The sequence below is a fragment of the Leptospira langatensis genome, from assembly GCF_004770615.1.
In the GTDB taxonomy this organism is placed as follows: domain Bacteria; phylum Spirochaetota; class Leptospiria; order Leptospirales; family Leptospiraceae; genus Leptospira_B; species Leptospira_B langatensis.
In genome coordinates this window covers 527211-549361 of record NZ_RQER01000004.1, presented here as the reverse complement: position 1 = coordinate 549361, position 22151 = coordinate 527211, and the positions used below count along the sequence as shown (strand labels likewise).

The window sequence follows — 22151 nt, the reverse complement described above, 5'->3', positions numbered from 1 at the left end:
TTACTCGGAGTACCTTCTTCGAATGCATCTTTCTACGATGCGGATTAACTTCTTTTCGACGATCTCCGGGTTGAAATTTGCCTGAACGTATTTCTTGCCGTTGGCTCCCATCTCTTCTCTTTCTTTTTTATGGCTGACTAAATAATCGGCGATTGCGGAGAAGCTGTCCCTGTCGGAATAATACAATCCTCCGTTGCTTCTTAAGCAATGTCCTTTAAGTACGTCCGATTTTCCGTTTACTAATACTGCCTTTTGTCGGATCCAAGCCTCCATCAGAATAATGGAAAAACTTTCCATGGGGGAAGGATTGATCAGTATATCAGCATTCGCGATACGATCGTCTTTTTCCTTTTCACTCACAAAGCCAAGCGGCCTTATATGAGGGAATTTCGATATTCTTTGGAGAAGTTTATCGTCTCCCTTACCGACTAAGGTAAGTATATCGTTGCGGCCACTTCTTCTTTGCCATTCCGAAAAGTATTCTGCCATCTCCAAGACTCCCTTTCCTTCGTCTATCCTTCCCACATACAGAAAATCGAAGGAGTCTTGTGTGTTTTTGGAGGAAGTACCTCCTTTCGTTTCCGGTATCGGCAGATGCATACCGATCACATTTCCGAGACTCGGATTATAGCCGTATAATTTTTGAAATAGATCTTTTTCCTCTGGAGTATTGAAGCAATACGCGGAATCGTCTTTAAATAAATTAGAATATACTGATAAACGAGCGGGTGGTTCGTCATGCAGAGTAGGGATCACTACTGCCTTTTTTGCTACTAAAGGAAGTCCGTACACCATCGGATAATAAAGATACGATACGAAGACAAAGACGTCGTAATCTCTTTCATTCGTTTCTATATATTGGATCAGATCCGGACAATAAGGACCTTGCATGTCTACCCAGGTCCTTTCTCTGTCCTCTTGGGTCCCAAACTTTGGTTTTCCTCCCGAGGCAAACTCAAAAGAACGGAATAATTTGTCGGAATACTGATTGAATTTGCGGATATTCCTTTCTTTCTCCACTGAGAAACGAAGTACTCGGATCCTGTCGCCGTTTGCCGTATCGATCCACTCTTGGCTGACCTTCTTCTCCAGATCTTTTCCAAGAAGCACAGGTTCTAGATCCTTGACTGGGACTTGGTTTTTCCAAGTAATATAATCCAAAGATCGAGTCGCGAGTACAGTAACTTCATAGAACTTAGAGAGCATCAGAGTATACTGATAGATCAATTTCTCGGAACCGCCTGAGATCTGTTCCGAGAAAATAGGGGTTACTACTGCGAGTCTTCTACGCGAGTTTAGCAAGTACGGGCCTCAGCACTGTTTCTGCGTTGATCTGGGAGAAGTTTTGCAATCTTCTCTCTTGGGTTTCCAAAATGGCATTGCGCATGGATTCGTCGGTTGCCATTCTATGTGCCAGTTCTACGACCAGATCCATTCGTTTTTCTTTAAATAGAACTCCTGCACCTGCAAGGGTTTCCTTGACCGCTCCTCCGTCGAAGGCAAGGATCGGGACGTTATTTACCATTGCTTCTAATAAAGGAACACAAAAGCCTTCGTGCTCACTCATGGATAGGAATAGATCGCAGTTCAAGTACATCTCTTTCAGTTCTTTGTCGGAAAGGAAATCGGTGATGATCACATTCTCCCTGAGTTTGTAGAAGTCTAACATCCTCTCCAATTCTTCTCTATAGAGGTACAGCTCTTTGGAGCTGAACCCTACTATGAAAAGTTGGAATTCGGGGCCGTAAGTCTTAAGATACCGATAAGCAAACCGGATCAGATCGTCCTGTTTTTTGTTCGGAGTGATCCTTCCTACAAATAAGAAGCGAGGAGAATCGGAGCGAGGCTTGGAAGTAGGTTTTTCTCGATCCGAACTTCCTTGAGGCAATTGATACGTTATCGGAAGTAATCCTACATTCTCGAAACCCAGATGGATAAGCTCCGCCTTATTGTATTCTGAGACTGCAAATACTCGATCAAATTTATCTCTTAAAAATTCTAGTTCCTCTCTTCCTTTGCGAAGAAGGTAAGTAAGTTTGAGATCGTACTTTTCAAAGAAGTGATCGGGGGTTACGTTGTGATACACTAGGATCTTTGGGTTTTTGGATCTTAGGACTGTATCTAGGACTTCCGAATGAATGGAATGATGGTAGACTAGTATGTCTTTACTTTTGTGAGCGTAGGCCTTGTACTTCTTAACAAGGGTATCCGTCCCCGGCCCTGTATTCTCCGCAAATATCTCCGAAGAATATCCTAACTTTCTGAAAACGGATTTGAGGGAACTCATCTCATTGGAGATCGCATCTCCCACGTTAAATCCTGCCGCGAATTGATGAACTCCTCTTTTATTGAAGATCATATAACTGCGGTTTCTCTAAAAGTAAAGATTTGTTTTAGGAATCGATCAAAGGGCATGGAATTATAATCCATACAGACTTCCTTTCTTCTGGAAGAAGCATAAGATCCGTCCAGGTTGGAATTCTCGGCTTCTAAAATGAAATGCATCCATTCTGCTAGCTTTCGTAAACTCTCCAGATCCTTTCTTCGGAAGAGATAGCCTGCTCCCTTTAAGGTTTCCGGAACTGCCGTGCAAGCATATGCAAAAACTGGAATATCATTGCTTATCGCTTCTACCAATGGGATCCCGAAGCCCTCGTGTTCGCTCATGCTTACGTAAGCATCCATCTCTTCCCAAAATCTGGAAATCTCCACATCGGAGACCCCCATCCTGAATTGTACATTCGGACCTATTCCTAATTCTCTGCACATCTGTTTCAGGTTGGAGAAGTAACCTTCGAAAATGCTCGGGACATTTCCGATCAATAGGGTCCGATACTTCGAATTGATCTGCTTTAGAAAATAGATCAGTATGAGAATATCCTCTATCTTTTTACTCGGAACAAGTCTTCCCACGTACCCGATCGTATAGTTGTTCTTGCGAGGCTTTCTCCCGGACCAAACATACTTCTTTACGATCGGTAACACTTTTGTATTGGTGATATTCAGATCTTCCAAATTGGAAGCGCTATATTTGGAACTGGCAAGAAAAGCTTCCGCATTCCTTTTGAGGCTGTGCAACTCTATTATGGATTTCTTATAGTCCGATTCGAAACTCCTATAGAGCTCCGTGGAGACAAACGGCTTAAAGAACTTAGGAGGAGTGATATTCTGGTAGCGTACGAATTTCCTTCCCGGAAAGCTAAGAAAGTCCCGGATAGAATAGCCCGAACCTCCGTATTCCAGTACATGGATGGAAGAAGGATCTAAGTCTTCTGTCTTGAGCAATTCCTCTGATCGGATCGTTGGAATGGAACCTTGGCTGAAGTCTTTTTGGCAAACGATCTGAGTCTTGATCCCGGAGGAATTCAGGACCTTCCAGATCCCTTTCATATCGTTGCCGATCCCGTCTCCGTCCCTGAACTCGGAAATATGGAGATATGCCTTCATTTTCTAAAGCTAAGTACTACGAAGCCGTCGTTCGATTTCGTCTCTACTATATTCTTAAAACCTAATTTATGTATGAATTCCCGCAAAGCGGAGTCTTCGATTTGTGTCAATAATACCGGTTGGAAAGGAGAAACTAATCTATTGGAATAATTCGAATATCTGAAAATAAACTCCGTTCCCGGAGAGGTCTTGGTCGCTAAACTCTTGAATAACTTTTCAAGGACCCAGTTCGGCAAGAGACAAAGATTCGAATGGGAAACGATCTTTGTAGGAAGTGGCGGAGCTGGAAGCATCTCGTCAAAAGAAAGATATTGGATCGAGTTGGTAATATGCTCTTTAATATAGGAATACTGGGCCGAATTCCAGACAATTGCCTTGAATTCGATCTGCGCCTTCAATAGTTGCTTTAGGAATTTTCCCCATTCGGGGTTGATCGCGAGTACGGAATCCCCAGGATTCAGTCTGGAGAGGATCACTGTTTCGCTTTCTTCCAAAGACTCCTCTTCGTATAGGAACTCGTTGGACCATACGAAGTCCGGACTGATCTCTCTTTTTAGGGAATAATTTAATTCTACGAATTCGTTGTAGAATTTCTCGAACTTGCGTTTTAACTTTTCATGATCTCCTCTTAGGAGGATCAATTCGTTTAACACACTATAGAATGCGCGCGTCCTATTCTCGGAAAGCTTCTTGTCCAAGAAGGAATATAATTCGATTAATTTAATAAATGCCCAGCGGATCGGACCACGGATATACTTGAATCTAGGATTGGTGAATTTGGGAGGAGAGATCCCTTTCTCGAATAAGTGAGCCGTTTCGGCGGCATCGAACTCTCTATATCCTTCCGGAGATTGAGGAGAGAATTTCCAGCGAGAAAGACGATCCAATTCTTCCTTGGACACGGGCTTACGCGCGAGCCTAGATTCTATCTCTTCCATCAGCTCCCGAACGTTTACGGAACTGTCTTTGATTTCGATAATATCTGAGGATCTATCTTCCATCTTTGTCCGGGACTTTTATTCGATTGTTTTTTTGCTATTTGACAAAACAATCGTATTTTTACTTCGATTATAGGACATATTGAACAATCTTTCATGAAATATTTGATCACTGGAGCGGATGGATTCGTTGGTTCTTACTTAATTCAGGAACTTCTACAAAAATCCGGGTCGGAACTTCTAGGCTTGGGCTTACATCCTAAGACAAAAGATCTCTCCTTCCAGTATAGGGCCTGCGATCTGAGAGAACCTTCTTCCATTCATTCTATTTTAAGCGAATACACTCCCGATATCATTTTTCATCTTGCCGGTCAGACCTTCGTGCCTCGTGCAATCGAAGATCCGAATGAAACCCTGACCATCAATGTGGGAGGAACCTTAAATCTTCTTGAGTGGTTCCGCAAATCCGGTAAGAATGTGAAGATCGTATATGTGTCTTCTTCGGATGTATATGGGAATTTGAAACCAGAACATCTTCCAGTTTCGGAAAACTTAAGACCGGAGCCGTTGAATCCTTACTCTTCCTCTAAGGTGGCTGCGGAAACGTATTGCTTGCAGTTCGCCCGGTCTAGCAAGAACATAGAGGCAGTGATTGCTCGTCCTTTCAATCATATAGGTGTGGGCCAGAATCCTAACTTCGTAGTACCAAATTTTTGCAAACAAGTATTGGAAACGATCTCTAAGAGTTCTGGTCCTTCCGAGGTCTCGGTGGGAGATCTAACTCCAACCCGGGACTTCCTACATGTTACCGATGTAGTGAGAGCGTATGTCCTTCTTTCCGAATCCGGAAGAGATCAAGAAATTTATAATATATGTTCCGGGACGGAGACTCCTATCTCTCAAGTCTTGGAGTGGATCATAGAGTTTGCGGATTCTAAAGTGGAGACAAAGGTAGATCCTGCCAGGCTCAGGCCAATGGACATGCGCCGTTCTTTGGGGGATAATTCGAAGTTAAGGTCCTTGGGTTGGGCGCCTAAGGTCCCTTTGAAGGAAGCAGTTCGAGAGATCTTCGAACATATTCGAAAAACAGAATATTCTTCTTAAAGGACGGAACCTTTCCAGGTCTTGATGCCGCTGCCTTCTATCGGGAATGGTTTACCTAAATATTTGGGACCGGTATTTGCAAGGTTCATATCGATCCAAGCGAGGGTCCTTGCAAAGAATTCTCGGAACCTACTGAAAGGGCCGCTTACATAGAGCCTTCTGTCCGACTCGTAAGATTGCAGGTTCAATCCTATCTTCTTAGAAATAAATGCTGCCCTTGGTTGGTGAAACCTTTGGCTCACAAAGATCGCATCCTTGACCTGAAAGATCTCCTTGGCTCTTACCAAGGTATCCAAGGTGCGAAAGCCGGCGTGATCCACGAACACATCCTTCTCATATACATTTCTTTCTAACACATACAGAAGCATGGGCTTCACTTCATTATAATAGCTTGTGCCATTGTCTCCCGAGAGAAGGATCTTTCTCACTTTTCCTTGACGATAGAGTTCGATGGCACAGTCCAAGCGATCTTGCAAAACGGGAGAAGGTATCCCTTTGTAAACCGAAGCCCCTGGTACGATCGCTACCGTGGCAGGTTTTAAGGAGCGGTAATTTCCCGCATGAGGACTTTTGTTTTCATATTCCCATTCTATCGAAAGATCTATCGAAGCAGGAATTCCGATGCAAAGCCCGAGGATCAGAATCAGGATGAGCCTGATCCTTCCTTTCCAAGGATTCGGAACCGTTCTCTCTCCAAACTGTGAAGCGTTTAGGCCCATGAGGAATTCCGATTGAGAATAGAGGGATTTTGGGGTCTGGAAAAGAAAAAATCCATACGATCTGGAATGAGCCACATAATTATGTTCTCCTAATTCCAAAGCATCTTCTTTTTTTCAAGGTCCCGAATTTTGGAGTCGATCTTTGGAAACATAACCCCTATTTTGGGGTCTTAGGTATACTAGGTTATGAACCGAGTCAGACTCATGAATCTCCTGAATTCATTCGTCAGAGTTTCTCTGGCCGGTACGTTTCTGTTACCGGCGTCTCTTTTTTCCCAAGAGACGATCAGACCTGTTCTAGCTTCACCGCTCAAGTTAACTCGCACTGCTTTCTTCTTCCGAAATGAAAGAGCTGCAGGAGTCGTTTTCGGTGACCTAGATTCACTCAAAAATCGTTATATTCTTACAGACTCTCAACTAGAGCGTATCGCTGAGCTGAACCGGAGATACAAGAACGAGCATGAAAGATGGCTTCGTAGACTGTCTCCGAAACAAGTCGAACTTGAATTAGTCCTGATGGAAGAAAATCCGGACTTGGTTCGGGTTCGACTTCTCGTATATGCGATTGGAAAGTATACATCCGAAATACGGATGAACCAAATCGCACATCGGCTCGCGATCGAAAGGGTCTTAACAGCAGAGCAAAAGAAGAGGGGGAAGGAAAAGGAAACCGTAACCCTACCCGAAGAGCTAAGGGAAGCTCCCGGGTTCCCCCTGAATTTGTTTATTCCCGAAAGAATAATACTGCCCTTACCCGGCATCCTGAAGTGAAGGAAACTCAAATGGATCAAAGAGAATTTGCGGGCCTGATCGATAGCACGAAACATATCGTGCTTTCCGCCATTAAAAAGAACTTATACGAGGAGTTTTACGACTCTATCGACGACGTGGTTCAAGAAACTTATATTCGCGCCTATAAAAGTCTAGCTGCGAACAAATTCAGAGGAGATTCTTCTCATAGCACTTGGTTGTATACCATCGCTCGGAACGAATCCCTTCGCATGAACCAGAAACGTATGCGCCAGGCAAATCTCACCATTCGCCTCAAGGAGAAAGTCACTCAAGACTCCATTCTGAATCCAAGAGAGGAATATTCCGAAAGAGGAATGGATATAGAGATCCAAGATTTGATTTCCAATCTACCATGGAAATATAAATCGGTATTAGCCTTGGTTTCCGAGGGATACAAAGAGCAGCAGATCGCCGAAAAACTCGGGATCCCCGAAGGAACGGTCAAGTCCCGTTCTTTTAGAGGAAAGCAAATGCTCAAGAAGCTCTTTTTTCAAGAGACCTGATAAAGAATAAGAATATTGGCAATGGAAGAAAAGAACAGAGAAAAGCTAGACCAGGAAATTTTCCGACGTTTGGAAAGCTATGAGTGGAGCGATAATATCTCTGCGAGGATTATCGAGCAACGTAGGCGGACCAAGGTCAGAAGGTTATTTGCACTTTCGCTTGGAAGCTTGTTCATTGGGATCCTTTCGGTAGCCTCTTTCTATGTGCAACCTGAGAGAGGAGACCAAGGGACCGGAGAATGGCAAGGCTGGGTAGAAGAGCAGATCGAAGGCACCTTCGAAGATGCCGAAACGAGCATGCAGACTCCGGATCTGAGCCAGGAAGATCCTCCGAATGCTACGATCCCTTCTTCTTCTCTTATGGATGTGGATACTTTGATAGAAACATCTTTCGAACGAAGGTAGTTTTTCGAAGATCCGATAGAAACTCGACTTGCCTATATAGCAGTTGTTACATAGAATTACGGCAAGGATTGGTTGGGTGACTAATCCAAAAATGTCCAACTTGGACCAGGAGCCAATCCTTGCTTTCTCTACAAGAAGCTTCTTCGAAGCAATCTAACAAATCAAAACCCAATTTACCTCCGGGTGTCTTTGGCCTCAAGGCCTTACCTTATGTTTCTAAACTTGCAAAGGATCCGATCGGATTCTTTCAGCAAATGAGAGAACGATTCGGAAAGACCGCACTATTCGGGATCAGACAAATCCCTTTTCATATCATCACTCAGCCAGAGGACGTTCGTCGAGTCCTTCAGGAGAATAGCCAGAATTATCATAAGGGTATCTTTTATCGGGAGCTTGGTAGGATCCTAGGCAAGGGACTCTTGAACAGCGAGGGAGAGTTCTGGAAGAAGCAGAGAAAGTTGATCCAACCTTCCTTTCATCGCCAGCGGATCTCCGAGTTCGTAGAGATCATGGCGGAAGAAACCAATAAGACCCTTTCTACCTGGAAGAATATCACTAATCTAGAAATTTCTAAAGAGATGATGAGGCTTACATTTGCGATCGTCGGCAGGACACTTTTCAGGACGGAAGTCGAAAGCTATGCGAGTAGGATAGAGGCTTCTTTGAAAGTGGCCTTGGAGATCACTACTAAAAGGATCACTCGTCTTTTTCCTATGCCGTTTAGCTGGCCTACACCTGAGAATAGAAAGTTAAGAAAGGCTCTGAAAGATATGCATTCCGTTGTAGAAGAGCTGATTGCTGAGCGCAAAAAGAATCCTTCGAACGATTTGATCTCCATGCTTCTGGAGGTTAAGGATGAGGAGACCGGAGAGACTATGAGCGAGACTCAGGTCCGAGACGAAGCGATCACCCTTCTTCTTGCCGGACATGAAACGACGGCTAACGCATTGTCCTGGGGATTTTACTTATTATCGCAACATCCGGATGTTTGGGAAAGGGTTCGCAACGAAGCGAACTCGGTTCTGGGAGACAGGATCCCCGGATTAGAAGACATCCAGAAGTTAACGTATACTCGAAAAGTTTTGGACGAGATACTTCGTATGTATCCTCCTGCGTGGGTCATAGAAAGAACGGCAATGGGAGACGATGTGATCGGAGGTTACGATGTTCCGAGAGGCACGAACGTTTCTATCTGCATTTTCAATATCCATAGAGATCCTGAGTTTTGGGAGAATCCGGATGTTTTCGATCCGGACCGTTTCGAGGAAGAAAGATCCGCCGACAGACCGAAGTATGCGTATATACCTTTTGGCGGAGGGCCGAGGATCTGTATCGGTAATATTTTTGCCTTAACCGAGGCTACTTTAGTCCTCGCTATGACCGCAAAGGCCTATAAATTTGAACTGGTCCCTAAACATCCTGTGGTTATGGAGCCTTTAGTCACATTGCGACCTAAGCATGGAATTCGATTCAATATAGTTTCCACTTGACCGTTCTTTCCAGGTCAAAATCCTTCTTTCAGGGGGATTTTGGCCATGGAAAAGATGATTAAGAAACGCATCGACCAGGTTAAGGAAAAAGGTCATCAAAGACTGACCGTACTTCTGATCCCTCACGGATTCGATAAATCGTTTCACTTTCAAATTTCAATCTTCACTATTTTCTTTTTAGTCGGTCTTTTATTTGCCATCGTAGGCATCGCGGTCTTAGGGATCGTAAAATACAACAACACTCGGATCCAGATCAATGCACTCGCATCCGTTTACGGAAAATACTTCGATGAGTATATCGAATACAGCGAGAAGTTGGGCGATATCAGGGACGATTTCGCAACTCTGAATGAGAACTTGCAAGAAGTGCATTCGCTCATAGACGGAGAATCGGACGAATTATTAAAACTTCCGGATGAATCTGATTCCGAAGATCTCGCTGCAACCGAATTGAAATTGGAAGAGGCCGGCGATAAGGATCTCATGATAGGCAGATCCTATCTCTCCGAGATCTACGGATACCGAGCCGTTCGTGTTTCCATGGATAAGAATCGTCCTCTTGTAGACTCGGTCTTTAGCTTTCTCGATAACAGATACGGGATCATGAACTCTCTCCCATTCGGAGAACCATTATTTTCTTATAATTTAACTTCTTATTATGGAATGAGAAGGTCACCGACCTTCGGGTATATGGAATTCCATGACGGAGTGGATTTAGCAAACGTGCCAGGTACTCCGGTCTACGCTACCGGAGACGGAAGAGTGTATCGCGCTATTTATTCTCCTAGGGGATATGGAAATCATATCGTATTAGCGCATGCGAACGGTTATTATAGCCTATACGGTCACTGTACGAAGCTTTTAGTCCGCGATGGCGAGTATGTCCATAAAGGACAATTGATCGCGACGCTTGGAGCCACCGGAAATGTTACCGGACCTCATGTGCATTACGAAGTTTGGATCGGAGAATCCAATCGTACCGATCCGATGGAATACATGAAAGTCGGCCTCGGACAATATTGATTTAATATAATTTACTATGCCGAAAAAACCTGCGGTAAAAAAGGCTGCTCCTAAGAAGAGCAAGCCTGCCGAGAAATCCTTAAATCCTAATGAGAACCTTCCTAAGGACGTAAAGACTGCAAAAAAAGAAATGCGTTCTTTGGAAGAAGAACTCCGTCATCATCAATATCTGTATTATGTAAAGAATACTCCCAAGATCTCCGACTTCCAATTCGATCAAATGTTCAAAAGGCTCCAGGCGTTAGAGACTGCCTTCCCGGACCTAATGGACCCTGCCAGCCCGACTTTAAGTGTGGGTTCCGATCTGGACAAAGACTTCGAGAAGTTCACACACAAGCTTCCTGTGCTTTCTTTGGAGAATACTTATAATGAAGAAGAGCTCATGGAATGGGTCTTGAAAACGGACACAGAAGGTCTTTATTCCGTAGAATGGAAAATAGACGGCGCCTCTCTCATGTTATATTATGAAAATGGAATACTTGCTAACGGTGTGACCCGGGGAACCGGAGGAGTAGGGGATGATGTTACTCAGAACGTGCGTACCATCCGTTCTATTCCTTTGCGTCTCTCCGAAGAAGTTTCCGTGTATCTAAGGGGAGAGGTCTATATGACTTTCTCCGATTTCGAGGAATTCAACGAGGCATATGAAGGAAAATATGCAAACCCTCGCAATCTTTCCTCAGGTTCTTTGAAGCAAAAGAATTCTACTGATGTTGCCAAGAGACCGCTTCGCATCTTTACGTACGATGCATTCTTTCCCGGAACGAAATCCAAATTTAAGACCCACCAAGAAGTCATGAAGAAGGCCGAGGAGTTAAAATTCCCTCTTCCGCCGGATACAAAGCTTGTGAAAGGGAGCGATATCCCCGCAACTATTAAGGATTTCAAAAAGAATAAAGAGAAGGTAGGCTTTCCTACAGACGGACTCGTGATCAAGCTAAACGATCTGGCGAAACGGGAATCCTTGGGTTATACGTCTCATTCTCCTAGATGGGCGAGAGCGTTCAAATTTGATGCTCTCATGAAGGAAAGTAAGATCGTAGGTATTGACTATGCCGTAGGTCGAACAGGAAAGATCACTCCTAGAGCGGAAATCGAGCCGATTAACTTGGCAGGTACCACTGTCACATTCGCCACTCTGCACAACCAAGATTATATAGATGAGCTTGGGGTCGGGATTGGAGCGATTGTCCGCATTTCCAAGAGAGGAGAGATCATTCCTGCGGTAGAAGAAGTTGTGACTCCCGGAAAAGAAATCTTTAAGATACCTCTTCGCTGTCCTAGCTGTAATTCCAAGACGGAAAAGAAAGCCGACTCAGTGGATTACTTCTGCCCGAACCCGGAATGTCCTGACAGAGTTAAGAATGGGATCATATTCTATTGTTCTCGAAAGCAAATGGATATAGAAGGCTTGGGAGAAAAACAAGTAGAGTTCCTTTATGACCAAGGTTATATTAAGGATCTTGCAGATCTATATTCCCTGAAAAAACATAAAGAAAAACTAATGGAAGAGGAAGGATACGGAGAAAAAAGCGTGTCCATTATACTGAATGGGATCGAGGAGTCCAAGAAAAAGGATTTCAGATTCGTTCTTTCTTCCTTGGGATTGAGAGAGATCGGACCGAAAGTTGCCGAGCTATTGATAGAGAACGGTTACGATTCCATGGATTCTATTATCGGAGCTGCAAAGAGTCCCAAGAAATCGGAGGCACTTTTAGAGATCCCCGGCGTAGGGCCTTCAACAGTTGAGGCGGTTGTAGAGAATTTTACGGATAAAAGAGTTCTCACTCTCATTGATAAACTGAAAAAAGCCGGTTTAAAGATGAAGGCGGATCCGATCCAAAAATCGGACAAACAACCCTTTGCCGGACAGATCTGGTGTGTTTCCGGTTCCTTTGAGAATTTCCAACCTAGAGAAAAAGCGATGGACCTGGTTGTTTATTACGGTGGCAAGAAGGTGGGTTCTATTTCCTCTAAGACGACTCATCTTCTCGCGGGACCAGGAGCCGGTTCAAAATTGGACAAGGCCCAAGAACTTGGGGTCACTGTTGTTTCCGAAGAAGAATTCCTGAAGATGCTTTCCCAAAACGGGATCTCCGTCTAAATCCATTCTAAAATAAGCCTTACTCTAAACGTCCTCCTCTCTCTATTAATCTAGGAAAGGATTGAAAATTTATGATCTAGGCAGATCATCTTTCCCATGACTCAGAAACAATGCCCTAGTTGTTCAAGATCCTTTGAGTGCGGAGTGGATGAGAAAGAATGTTGGTGCTTTAACGTTTCTTTGGATGAGAAGGCTTTACAAAATATAAGGGAGATGTACGAGAATTGTTTGTGTAGAGAGTGTCTGACTCGATTTGAAACGAACATAGTTCAGATAAGTAATTAGGAAATTTATGTGAACAAAAGTTCACTCTGTACGCTTTTTCATCGTTAAATAAAAATCGATTGAAGCATAGGTCCTTGAACGTAGAGTTTCTTTCCGGAGAGGTTTCGGCCTTAACTAAGATGTATTTTGTGGGTGAATCTTTGGAAACAGATCAAAAGTATTTTTATGATATGCTGGAGAGAGCCGCATCTCGGTTCCCCAATAAGGAAAGTTTTGCCCGGAGAACAAAAGACGGGATCAAAGGTAGAACCTTTTTGGAGATCAAATCCTTAGTAGATGCTTTGGTTGCCGGATTCATTTCGGAAGGAGTCCAAAAGGACGATAAATTCCTATATCTTTGCGATGCTAGTCAGAACTGGATCATCGGTGATATAGCTATCGTAACGTCAGGAGCGGTTTCCGTTCCGAGAGGAACCGACGTCGTAGACGAAGATATATTATATATTGTGAATCATTCTGAAAGCAAATACGCTCTGGTTCAGAAAGAAAAAGACAAACAACGATTGATCCAACTCGGATCTAAACTTCCTTCCTTGAAAAAAGTCTTCGTAATGGAAGACGATATAGGAAATTTAAAAACTGGAGAAGGGAGTCTTTCCGATCTGATCGAGAAAGGAAAAGTGTATCTCTCTTCCCATCAGAACTGCGTGAAACAGCGCATGAAGGAAAAGGCTCCAAACGAACTTGCTACATTGATCTATACATCCGGGACCACCGGTGCTCCGAAGGGAGTTATGCTGAACCAAACAGGTTGGATCTCAGCCGTTGAAAAGGTGATCGGATTCGTTCAGTTGAATTCTTCCGATTCGGGAGTGAGCCTTCTTCCTCCTTGGCATGCGTTCGAGAGAGCAATCGAATATTGTATCGTCGAATTAGGTGCAGGCTTCTTGGTTTCGAATATCAATAATCTAAAAGAAGATCTGAAGGATTTTCAGCCTACTTTATTCCCTTCCGTTCCTAGGATCTGGGAATCCTTATATAACGGTATCGTAAACAAGGTCTCTAAAGAATCCGCTTTAAAGAAGGCGATCTTCGATTTCTTCTTAAAAATAGGTCATCTTTGGGCTACCCAAAAGGGAATTCTTTTCGGATACGATTTTCATATCAAAAGACCGAACTTACTGCTTCGTCCGTTCGCTAAATTATTAGCGCTAATAAATCTGATCTTACTCTCTCCTTTGAAGTTAGGAGCGATCCTGGTATTCCGCCCCATCCATAAAGCATTGGGTGGAAAGTTAAGGGTTTCCGTTTCTGCAGGAAGTGCTCTTCCTTCCGTAGTAGACAAATTCCTTTCTTCGATCGGATTGATCGTGCTGGAAGGTTACGGTATGACGGAAACTTCTGCCGTGCTTTCGATTCGTAAACCGAAGCAACCTTCTCCCGGAACTGTAGGAACTCCTATCCAAGGATATGAATGCATCTTGAAGGACGAGCACGGAAATCTAGTTCCTCCAGGCGGAAAGGGAAGCCTTTGGGTGAAATCGAAGCAAGTCTTAATGGGATATTACAAGCGTCCTGAATTGAACGAAGTCGTTTTCGATAAGAATGGTTTCTTTGATACAGGGGATATCATGCGTTTCAACTATAGAAACGAGTTGGTATTTGCGGGCCGTGCAAAGGATACGATCGTTCTCGCCGGTGGAGAGAATGTGGAGCCAGTCCCGATCGAAGACCAGCTCTTGAATTCTCCGTATGTGAATCAGGTTATGGTAACGGGACATGAGTCGAAATATCTAGTGGCCTTGATCGTACCTGATTTTGAAAGATTAAAGGCCGAATTTCCCGACTTACCGGAAGATCTGAATTCTTGGAATACTCATCCTAAGATTAGAGAGATATTCAAGAAAGAAGTCTCTGAGAGAATTTCGCGTAAGAACGGATTTAAATCCTTCGAAGTGGTTCCTCAGAACGCTTTTTATATTCTCCCTCGTCCTTTTGATCCGGACAAAGAGATGACTCGCACTCTTAAGATGAAACGTAACGAAATATTAGAAAGTTTTAAAAAGGAAGTTTCCGATCTTACTAAGAATTGATCGGAATTGGGGAGGACAATGTGTTTTTAAATCCGTATTTGAGTTCTTCGGATCTAGAGTTTTATGAAAACGTAAAGGATTTTGCCAAGGAAAGAGTTCTACCTTCCGTTGAGGAAAGGGATGAGACCGGGACTTGGGGAGATTCCATTTGGAAGGAAATGGGAAGCATGGGACTCTTAGGGATCCCGGTTCCGGAAGAATACGGCGGACAAGGCGGGACCTGTCTGCAATGCTGTATCGCTCAAGAGGCGTTTAATGCAGGGTCCCTGGATGGAGGATTCGGTCTTTCCTGGGGAGCCCATATGATTATCGGGACCCTTCCGATCCTTTTTCAAGGAACAGAAGCTCAAAAGAAGAAATATCTTCCTAAGCTTGCTTCCGGAGAATGGATCGCCGGTCTGGGTTTGACGGAACCTGATTCCGGCTCCGACGCGGCAGCCATGGGAACGTTTGCCACCAAAGTGGACGGCGGATTCATATTAAACGGAAGTAAATTATATATTACGAATGGACCAAACGGTCAAGTATTCATCATAATGGCTAGGACTACTAAGTCCCGAGGGCCTATGGGAGTCTCCGCATTCATCGTGGAATCGAATATGAAGGGATTCTATGTGAGTAAGGTATTAAAGAAACTCGGCCACAATACTTCTATGACCGCCGAACTTTCCTTTCAGGATATGTTCGTGCCGGATGAGAATCTGCTTGGCCCTTTGAATTCCGGATTCGTTCGTATCGGTAAGGGAACTCTGGAATGGGAAAGAACTGTTCTTGTAGCCGCCGTTCCTGGCGGAATGGAGTTCGGACTGGAACTTTGTTTGGATTACGCATGGAAGCGTCATCAATTCGGCAAACCGATCCTTTCTTTCTTTGGAGTGCAAGAGAAGCTCGCTCGCAACTGGGTGTATCTATGTGCTTCTCGCAGGTTGATCTATTTTGTGGCAAATAAGAAAGATACGGATCCAACAGCTAGCCTTCCTTTTGAAAGTTCTGCGTTAAAGGTATTCGTGACCGAAACTGCAGAAGAGATCTCTAACGATGCGGTACAGATCCATGGGGGAATGGGCTACATGAGAGAATGTCATGTGAGCCGACAATTCAGAGACGTTAAGTTAGGAACGATTGGCGGCGGAACGTCCGAGATCCAAAGAAGTATTATCTCTTCTACGTATGCAGGCTTTGATAAATTCATGAACGTTCTCGCACAGGCTCTTCCGGAAGATGTGCGTCAAAAAGCGGAGAGTTTGCTCGGAGACACTCCTGAAGGAAAAGTCTTGGCCGCTGCAAAGGAATTACTACGCTCTGCGGGAGAAAATCCGGAAAGAAAGAAGAAACAATCTTCCGAGTTCGGGTTCGCGGATTTGGCCGTATTTATCGTAGCGGTGCAACTCGGTCTCTGGGACGCAGTGCAATCGAACGCGGATTATAAGTCGGAAGATAGGATCAGAGATCTGAGGATCCTGACATTCTACGCCGGATGTAAGTTTTTCAAGAGTGTTCATTTCCTAAAAGAGTTGGATGAGGAAAAAACGAAAGCATTGTTAAGCAGATTTTCCGAACTTCCCACAGTTGATAAAGATGTAGCAAATTGCGTCGAGTTCCTAAAGAACGGGATCCTGGGCGCACAGGTTGCTTAAAGACACCATAAGGAATATTGAATGTACCAAAAGGGAAAGACTTTTGACGAGATCCAGATCGGAGAAAAGGCAAGTTTCACTAAGACAATAACCGAAACCGATATCTATCTATTTGCGGGGATTAGCGGCGATTTCAATCCATTGCATGTGGATGAGGAATACGCTAAGACCACCGCTTTCGGGACACGTATTGCTCACGGAGGGTTGGCTGCTTCTCTTCTGGCACCGGTACTTGGGATGAAGCTTCCCGGTCTTGGGACCATCGCCTTGGAAACCCTAACCAAATTCCGTAAGCCTGTCTTTCCGGGAGATACGATCACTTGCACTGTGGAAGTGAAGGAAAAAATTCCTAGGCTCAAAGCGGTGTCTATGAATATCGAATGGACCAATCAGAAAAACGAAACCATCGGCAAGGGAGAATGTAAGGTCATTCCCCCCGGCGCTGTTTAAACATTTCAGGAGTTATACATGAGTTTTCCAGTTCTTCTAGGAGTGGCCGACAGCACTATAAAAGATTTTCCAGAAGCGGAATACAAAGGATGGAGCGGACAGTCGAAAGTTTTCCACCACTATAAGAAATCTATAACCACTCTTCTGGATTTTCTTGGAATGAAGAACGAGACTCTTGCTTCCGAGATCACTGATTTCGTAAGCGTTGAGGCGGCTTCCTTAGGCAAACAAGGATATGGTCATACTGTAAGGATCGCTAACGATTTGGGTTACACCGGAATGAAAGCACATGTGATCGACTTGGGCGGAGCTAGCGTTACCGGAGCCATAGGACAGGCAAGAACCATCTTAGTGGATAATCCGGATGCAGTCGTATTAGTTGCCGCTGCAGATGTTCCTAAGTCCGCATTCAAACAAGTATCCGATCTGAAACTGGTCAACGAAACAGTATGTCATCCGGAATTCGAATTGGATAACGGAGCCACTCTGATTGCGATGTACGGACTTCTCATGAAGAGAATGATGTTCGAAGAAGGGATCAGCATCTCCGATCTAACGGACATTACTAAAAAATTCCGCACGAATGCGATCGGAAATCCCAGGGCATTCACGTACCAACAAGAGATCACTGAAAAGCAAATGTCCCGACCAATTTCGGATCCTTATCCGAGTCCTATGATCGCTATCGTAACGGATCACGGGTTTGCGACCTTACTCGTCTCCGAAGAGAAAGCAGAGAGCTGGAAAGCAAAGGGTTGGATCAGAAAAGATTTGAAACCGATCCATTTGGTAGGAGCTTCTCATGCGGCTCACAGCGAATACTTTATCTTAAAAGGAGGATTCGCTTCACCTTCGGGGAATGCAGGAGAAAGACTCTTCTCCCAATCCGGTTATAGAAGAGAAGAAGTGGATTACGCATGGATCTACGATTGCTTTACAGGGATGGTGATCCAACAATCCTCTCAGTATTTCAAACTTCCTCGAAAAGATGTGGTCGAGTCCTTAAAGAATTCTTCATTAAAACTTTCTAATGAAAAGAATGTTCCGATCAATGCGATGGGAGGTATATTGAATTACCAGGCAGCAATGTCTATCTCCGCGGCGACAGGCCTCGTAGACATTGCAGTCCAATATGGACTCTATGCGCAGGAAGATCAGGTAGGTAAGGTGCAAAAATTCTCTCCTAAGGTTTCTCTTCTTGGCGGGAATGGGGGAATTGATAGCATCAATTCGGTTGCGTTATTCTCTTCTGAACGACCAGGACCGGAAAGGAAACCGCAAGCTCCGCAATTATCCCCTCTCAGTCTGAATCGTCCCGGAGCGGATCCGGGAGAAGAAGGGATCGTTTGGTCTTCTACAACTGTAAATATGAATCCTGGATTTTCTTGGAAGCCGCCTTACTCCTTAGCTCTTGTGAAGTTAGGAGAGAATCGCTTTGTTCTCGCAAACATTCATGAGAAAGATGGGACGCTTAGAAAGAATGGGGACGAGTTGCAATACGACAGAACTCGGGTGAAAATAGATCGAGACGGAAGAAGATGGAAGGCCACTCTTTTATAAATCGATCGTTCGTCTTGCAAAACCAAATACTTTTTTTATCACTAAAGGCGTGACGTATTTTCAAAAAACGAAAATCGTTTAGAATATTATTCTTAAGTTCAAAGATTCTTTTTCAGTTTTGGAAATTTTTTTCCAAAACTGAAGTACGCTTTTAGTTGGATTCGTCAGATTTTTAGCTTGGAGCGAAGGATCTTTTTGCGAATCGAAAACTTACCTGTTCATTCGAAAACAAGTTCTTCAAAATTTGAGTCTAAGCCTTGCTCAAGGAGATGAGTTCCTTGTTTATCACAGCGGAGAATATTCGAACGGGAGAAGTACGGACCTTTCTTGGAAAGGAAAGGATTTTAGTCCCGGATTCTAAACAAATGGAAGCTACACCTTCCCTATCCGCACATTGGGAAACGGTAGAAGAGTGTTTGGATCTCAGAAAATATTCCAAATTCTTCTATGTAACGGAATCGGAAGGGACCTGGAAGAGAGGAGAAGTAGTCTTAATTCTCACAGGCTACCCGTACTCGAGTGAGTCCGAACAGAAAAGTCTGCTCATGGATCGGATCGACAGTTATAGAGTACTGGGAATTTTTTTAGAAAAGGAATAAAATCCGACTGGAATCGGAAGTAGGAGAAGCTAAGGTACGGACCCGAGCTTTTTACTACAATGGTCCAAAAGAAGAAAAAGAAACCTGCTCCCAAGAAAAAGGCCTCTAAGAGGGTTTCCACTCCGCGTGCTAAGGGAAAAAGCACGACGATCCCCAGAGAGAACGATGTAAAAATGAGCGAGATGGTCGATCTGGCCGCTGAGATCTTCGTTCAGACTCTCGAAATTTCCACTAAGCTCCCTGAAAGACTAAAAGCAAGATTGCTGAAGCAAGTAAAGCAGGCGGCTAAGGACGCTCTGTCTTAAACCCTTAAGTTTTCTATCTAAGAAATGAGGTCCTTCGATCATTCGGATCTTACAGAAAATACAAAAAATTTAGGAAATTTTTTTCCAAAAACCATACTTAAGGGTAGTGGGATTTTTATCCGACCGCCGTCGAAATTAGTATGGAAACGATGTTTTTAGCAACAGCCCTTTTTCTGATCCTTTTCGAACAATATAAGGAAAGAAAGACTCGGGAAAGGGTTTTCGTAGAACCTTTACGTAACTTCCTCCACCGTTAACCTACGGTGCAATAGCCGGGCGAAAGGAAGCGCCGGCTTTCGTTTTTTCTCACCAATACAAAGCAGGAAGCGACTTGAAACCTCCCGAAGACCGCGGATAATGGCCTTGGGCGGAATTCACCTGCTATGAAGATCAAATTACTTACTCCTATTAAAGCGGTCGATACCTTCGTTAAGTGCAAGAAAGAAGGGGAACGCATCCCAATTCTAGTTTGGGACAGTTTAAGGACCTATCCGAAATGGAATGAGGTAGAGTTGACCGGGCTTTTGAATGCCAGCTCTTACTTTCCGGATATCCTCTTTGAAAGAGACATGGAGCAAAAGATCATAGCTCGTTTAGAGGAATTCAAGTCCAGGATCGTAGATATTCCTATCCAATGAATCAAACAACTGAACCTAAGATTTTATACCAAGAGGCGAATCCATACGGATCCCTCACTGCATTTTTAGAAGATGATGGCCGCACAGTATATCTGTATTTGCAGGCCGAAGAAAGTCCAGATTTCGCGATCAAATCTGTTTGGGTTTGCAATCGCATAGATGCACCTAAGACAAGGACCGAATTAGATCTTCGTTCCGGACTCGCTCCCTACCTTATAGAAGCAGAAGTTACCGATCCGAAAGGACATCCTGAATTCGATACAAACGAGATCCATTTCATCTGGTCCGAAGAAGGGAACGGGCTCGCTTTATTCTATAAAGAAGAGTTATATGCATATCTTCCTCCTTGGTCCGGAGTAAAAGACTTTCATGGTTATTCTAAATTCGCTAAGGCGGACGCAATTACAGCCTATCCTTTAGGGAATACGGAGTTTGGGATCATTCCGGATCGGATCAAGCAAGACAGGAATTTCTGGGAATTTCGTTCTACCAAAGGCGTTTGGAAGAATATACAAGAATCCAGATTGTCCTATCTCGAAAGCGTATTCGGAAAACATGATAAGTATTGGTCTGCGGATGGGGGAAAGTATCCTCAATTAGGGATTGCAAGGTTCAAACCTGCGGATCTTCCCGGAGTATATGTATATACCACTGTGGGAATGAGCTCTCAGAACCAACCATCGGTAGAATTGTACCGTAAAGACTATGAAGACTATGCAAGGGTCGAACTCATACTCGCTACTAAAGTCTCGGACGAGGACAGATCCGAGAGCTGGGTACCTCACCAAATCGGAGAGATCATCCGTTACCCTTGGAGCATGAGCAAATGGTTCGGTCATGGACATACGATCTCCATGAATCGAAGGGATCCGGAAGCATTGTACCTTACATTTACTTCTCTTGCATTGAGACAGATAGGAGAAGAAGAAGGATTTCCAAAACTTACCGGACTCAGATCGGAAAGAGAGAAGCCCATTCGTTTTATTTCCCTGCTCCCCATCTCTGAAGAAGAAAGAGTATTCGTGCAAGAGAAGAACTCCGATGAATTCTTTTCCTTATTCGATCGACTTGGATCTAAGTGGATCCACAATCCGGAACGAGGATCCGCGATCTAGTCGGGATTTTTCAGAATGCGGGCTATTCAAAGCGGTTTGTTTGAAAATTTTGTTTGGAAACCAATTATATCTCTAAACATCGCATTGGTTTTGGTTCTAGGACCTATTTTTTCCCTTCAAACTCTATATTCTCAGGAAAAATCCTCTGCGATCGATAAAATTTGGGAGAATATCTATTCTCAGGACTTTATCACAGCAAAGAAACTCGTGCAGAAGGAATTGCAAACCTCCGATGCAGACTCTCTGCAGCTATTATCCCTTATGGAAATCTGTTTAAACGGGTTGGAGAGATATAAGCAAGCCGACGATAGCAGAAAAAAGATCCTCTCCGTATGGGAAAAGAACCACAAGAAAGCCTTTGTAGAGGAGAATTACCCTCTAAATCTCGCGACTTGGACTAGAATTGTGAAAGTCACACCAAATGTTCTAGTTTTAGGAGCGGAGTATTATCTTCCTTATCCTGTAAACGCTAAGAAAGACGGCTTCTATTATCATAAATTTACCGCATACAACCGCTTCACAAAGCGACCGAGTAAGTTTTTTAAGTTAGAAAAGTCTCCAACGACAGATAAAGAGTATCGTTTATTCGAAATTTCAGAAGAAGGTGAGGCAATTTTAGTGAAGAGCTACGGAAATGCACTGCCTGATATGAGAGAAGAGATGAAAGACGTACTAAAACATCTGAAATTACAGTGATCTCGTCCTGTTTTTCCTTTTGAAAGCCTCCTAGTGTTGTTTTTTTACAACAACTCTCTTGAAAACGGATACAAATCCGATCGAAAGCACCCGTATAAAAGAAAAAACCCGCTTCAAGGAAGCGGGTTTTAAGCTTCATACCTTCTATTGGAATATAGAAGAGATGTTATTGAAGTTGTTATTTCTTTTTCGCAACTTTCTTCTTAGCAGCTTTTTTCTTTGCTACTTTTTTCTTAGCTGCTTTCTTGACTGCTTTCTTTTTTGCAACCATTGACGTCCTCCATGAATTAGAACTTTATTGCTCTTCG

The 22151-nt window shown here is 43.8% G+C and carries 22 protein-coding genes; 17 read left to right on the top strand and 5 right to left on the bottom strand.

What is annotated here, in order from left to right:
* From EHO57_RS06695 to EHO57_RS06680, 4 genes are read right to left on the bottom strand one after another with little or no spacing between them, the layout of a single operon-like run.
* Positions 1-1302, bottom strand: coding sequence for a glycosyltransferase family 4 protein (locus tag EHO57_RS06695; protein ID WP_135644082.1), 1302 nt, complete (start codon positions 1300-1302; stop codon positions 1-3).
* Positions 1286-2359 carry a glycosyltransferase family 4 protein gene (locus tag EHO57_RS06690; RefSeq protein WP_135644079.1) on the bottom strand — a complete coding sequence of 358 codons (1074 nt, stop codon included), beginning with the start codon at positions 2357-2359 and terminating at the stop codon, positions 1286-1288. Before EHO57_RS06690 ends, EHO57_RS06695 begins: the two co-directional genes overlap by 17 nt.
* A complete protein-coding gene (locus tag EHO57_RS06685) occupies positions 2356-3447 on the bottom strand; it encodes a glycosyltransferase (RefSeq protein ID WP_135644076.1) in 1092 nt (363 codons plus the stop codon). Before EHO57_RS06685 ends, EHO57_RS06690 begins: the two co-directional genes overlap by 4 nt.
* The gene (locus tag EHO57_RS06680; protein WP_135644073.1) at positions 3444-4448 is read right to left on the bottom strand and encodes an LIC_10202 family protein; all 1005 of its coding nucleotides are present in this window, start codon (positions 4446-4448) and stop codon (positions 3444-3446) included. The genes EHO57_RS06685 and EHO57_RS06680 overlap by 4 nt, the downstream gene beginning before the upstream one ends.
* A gap of 93 nt (positions 4449-4541) precedes the next feature.
* Between EHO57_RS06680 and EHO57_RS06675 the strand changes: the two genes are divergently transcribed.
* Positions 4542-5489 (top strand): GDP-mannose 4,6-dehydratase, encoded by a 948-nt coding sequence (locus EHO57_RS06675; RefSeq protein ID WP_135644070.1) that lies wholly within the window; start codon positions 4542-4544, stop codon positions 5487-5489.
* Here the strand turns inward: EHO57_RS06675 and EHO57_RS06670 are convergent.
* A complete protein-coding gene (locus tag EHO57_RS06670) occupies positions 5486-6208 on the bottom strand; it encodes a SanA/YdcF family protein (RefSeq protein ID WP_135645402.1) in 723 nt (240 codons plus the stop codon). The genes EHO57_RS06675 and EHO57_RS06670 overlap by 4 nt on opposite strands.
* Positions 6209-6394: 186 nt before the next feature.
* Here EHO57_RS06670 and EHO57_RS06665 point away from each other — a divergent pair, with 186 nt between their 5' ends.
* The 16 genes from EHO57_RS06665 to EHO57_RS06590 all read left to right on the top strand — a co-directional run bounded on the left by EHO57_RS06665 (position 6395) and on the right by EHO57_RS06590 (position 21843).
* Positions 6395-6979, top strand: a complete 585-nt coding sequence (locus EHO57_RS06665; RefSeq protein ID WP_135644067.1) for a hypothetical protein — start codon at positions 6395-6397, stop codon at positions 6977-6979.
* 11 nt (positions 6980-6990) lie between these two features.
* Positions 6991-7503: an RNA polymerase sigma factor gene (locus EHO57_RS06660; protein ID WP_135644065.1), complete on the top strand. Its 513-nt coding sequence runs from the start codon at positions 6991-6993 to the stop codon at positions 7501-7503.
* A gap of 21 nt (positions 7504-7524) precedes the next feature.
* The gene (locus EHO57_RS06655) at positions 7525-7908 is read left to right on the top strand and encodes a hypothetical protein (RefSeq protein WP_135644062.1); all 384 of its coding nucleotides are present in this window, start codon (positions 7525-7527) and stop codon (positions 7906-7908) included.
* Between the two features lie 119 nt (positions 7909-8027).
* Positions 8028-9398 carry a cytochrome P450 gene (locus EHO57_RS06650; RefSeq protein WP_135644059.1) on the top strand — a complete coding sequence of 457 codons (1371 nt, stop codon included), beginning with the start codon at positions 8028-8030 and terminating at the stop codon, positions 9396-9398.
* 45 nt (positions 9399-9443) lie between these two features.
* Positions 9444-10421 carry a M23 family metallopeptidase gene (locus EHO57_RS06645; RefSeq protein WP_135644056.1) on the top strand — a complete coding sequence of 326 codons (978 nt, stop codon included), beginning with the start codon at positions 9444-9446 and terminating at the stop codon, positions 10419-10421.
* Positions 10422-10437: 16 nt separating this feature from the next.
* Complete coding sequence (ligA, locus tag EHO57_RS06640) at positions 10438-12525, top strand: NAD-dependent DNA ligase LigA (protein ID WP_135644053.1); 2088 nt, start codon at positions 10438-10440, stop codon at positions 12523-12525.
* Between the two features lie 96 nt (positions 12526-12621).
* A complete protein-coding gene (locus tag EHO57_RS19055) occupies positions 12622-12810 on the top strand; it encodes a cysteine-rich CWC family protein (protein WP_135644050.1) in 189 nt (62 codons plus the stop codon).
* A gap of 140 nt (positions 12811-12950) precedes the next feature.
* Positions 12951-14843 (top strand): AMP-dependent synthetase/ligase, encoded by a 1893-nt coding sequence (locus EHO57_RS06630; RefSeq protein ID WP_135645400.1) that lies wholly within the window; start codon positions 12951-12953, stop codon positions 14841-14843.
* A gap of 20 nt (positions 14844-14863) precedes the next feature.
* Positions 14864-16480 (top strand): acyl-CoA dehydrogenase family protein, encoded by a 1617-nt coding sequence (locus tag EHO57_RS06625; RefSeq protein WP_135644048.1) that lies wholly within the window; start codon positions 14864-14866, stop codon positions 16478-16480.
* A gap of 21 nt (positions 16481-16501) precedes the next feature.
* Positions 16502-16930, top strand: a complete 429-nt coding sequence (locus EHO57_RS06620) for a MaoC family dehydratase (protein WP_135644045.1) — start codon at positions 16502-16504, stop codon at positions 16928-16930.
* 18 nt (positions 16931-16948) lie between these two features.
* Positions 16949-18490, top strand: a complete 1542-nt coding sequence (locus EHO57_RS06615; RefSeq protein WP_135644041.1) for a thiolase C-terminal domain-containing protein — start codon at positions 16949-16951, stop codon at positions 18488-18490.
* A 269-nt stretch (positions 18491-18759) separates the two neighbouring features.
* The gene (locus tag EHO57_RS06610; protein WP_246050566.1) at positions 18760-19089 is read left to right on the top strand and encodes a hypothetical protein; all 330 of its coding nucleotides are present in this window, start codon (positions 18760-18762) and stop codon (positions 19087-19089) included.
* A 59-nt stretch (positions 19090-19148) separates the two neighbouring features.
* Positions 19149-19394 (top strand): hypothetical protein, encoded by a 246-nt coding sequence (locus EHO57_RS06605; RefSeq protein WP_135644038.1) that lies wholly within the window; start codon positions 19149-19151, stop codon positions 19392-19394.
* 383 nt (positions 19395-19777) lie between these two features.
* Positions 19778-20032 carry a hypothetical protein gene (locus tag EHO57_RS06600; RefSeq protein WP_135644035.1) on the top strand — a complete coding sequence of 85 codons (255 nt, stop codon included), beginning with the start codon at positions 19778-19780 and terminating at the stop codon, positions 20030-20032.
* Positions 20029-21147: a suppressor of fused domain protein gene (locus tag EHO57_RS06595; RefSeq protein WP_135644032.1), complete on the top strand. Its 1119-nt coding sequence runs from the start codon at positions 20029-20031 to the stop codon at positions 21145-21147. Before EHO57_RS06600 ends, EHO57_RS06595 begins: the two co-directional genes overlap by 4 nt.
* 15 nt (positions 21148-21162) lie before the next feature.
* Complete coding sequence (locus tag EHO57_RS06590) at positions 21163-21843, top strand: hypothetical protein (protein WP_135644029.1); 681 nt, start codon at positions 21163-21165, stop codon at positions 21841-21843.
* The last annotated feature ends 308 nt before the right edge of the window (positions 21844-22151 follow it).

Excerpts from the sequence above, each read along its gene's own strand:
- EHO57_RS06610 (WP_246050566.1), top strand. The coding sequence starts at position 18,760 with ATGAGTTCCTTGTTTATCACAGCGGAGAATATTCGAACGGGAGAAGTA.
- EHO57_RS06615 (WP_135644041.1), top strand. The coding sequence starts at position 16,949 with ATGAGTTTTCCAGTTCTTCTAGGAGTGGCCGACAGCACTATAAAAGAT.
- EHO57_RS06680 (WP_135644073.1), bottom strand. The coding sequence starts at position 4,448 with ATGGAAGATAGATCCTCAGATATTATCGAAATCAAAGACAGTTCCGTA.
- EHO57_RS06665 (WP_135644067.1), top strand. The coding sequence starts at position 6,395 with ATGAACCGAGTCAGACTCATGAATCTCCTGAATTCATTCGTCAGAGTT.
- EHO57_RS06660 (WP_135644065.1), top strand. The coding sequence starts at position 6,991 with ATGGATCAAAGAGAATTTGCGGGCCTGATCGATAGCACGAAACATATC.
- EHO57_RS06655 (WP_135644062.1), top strand. The coding sequence starts at position 7,525 with ATGGAAGAAAAGAACAGAGAAAAGCTAGACCAGGAAATTTTCCGACGT.
- EHO57_RS06670 (WP_135645402.1), bottom strand. The coding sequence starts at position 6,208 with ATGGGCCTAAACGCTTCACAGTTTGGAGAGAGAACGGTTCCGAATCCT.
- EHO57_RS06590 (WP_135644029.1), top strand. The coding sequence starts at position 21,163 with ATGCGGGCTATTCAAAGCGGTTTGTTTGAAAATTTTGTTTGGAAACCA.
- EHO57_RS06690 (WP_135644079.1), bottom strand. The coding sequence starts at position 2,359 with ATGATCTTCAATAAAAGAGGAGTTCATCAATTCGCGGCAGGATTTAAC.
- EHO57_RS06595 (WP_135644032.1), top strand. The coding sequence starts at position 20,029 with ATGAATCAAACAACTGAACCTAAGATTTTATACCAAGAGGCGAATCCA.
- ligA (WP_135644053.1), top strand. The coding sequence starts at position 10,438 with ATGCCGAAAAAACCTGCGGTAAAAAAGGCTGCTCCTAAGAAGAGCAAG.
- EHO57_RS06600 (WP_135644035.1), top strand. The coding sequence starts at position 19,778 with ATGAAGATCAAATTACTTACTCCTATTAAAGCGGTCGATACCTTCGTT.
- EHO57_RS06605 (WP_135644038.1), top strand. The coding sequence starts at position 19,149 with ATGGTCCAAAAGAAGAAAAAGAAACCTGCTCCCAAGAAAAAGGCCTCT.
- EHO57_RS06685 (WP_135644076.1), bottom strand. The coding sequence starts at position 3,447 with ATGAAGGCATATCTCCATATTTCCGAGTTCAGGGACGGAGACGGGATC.
- EHO57_RS19055 (WP_135644050.1), top strand. The coding sequence starts at position 12,622 with ATGACTCAGAAACAATGCCCTAGTTGTTCAAGATCCTTTGAGTGCGGA.
- EHO57_RS06620 (WP_135644045.1), top strand. The coding sequence starts at position 16,502 with ATGTACCAAAAGGGAAAGACTTTTGACGAGATCCAGATCGGAGAAAAG.
- EHO57_RS06645 (WP_135644056.1), top strand. The coding sequence starts at position 9,444 with ATGGAAAAGATGATTAAGAAACGCATCGACCAGGTTAAGGAAAAAGGT.
- EHO57_RS06675 (WP_135644070.1), top strand. The coding sequence starts at position 4,542 with ATGAAATATTTGATCACTGGAGCGGATGGATTCGTTGGTTCTTACTTA.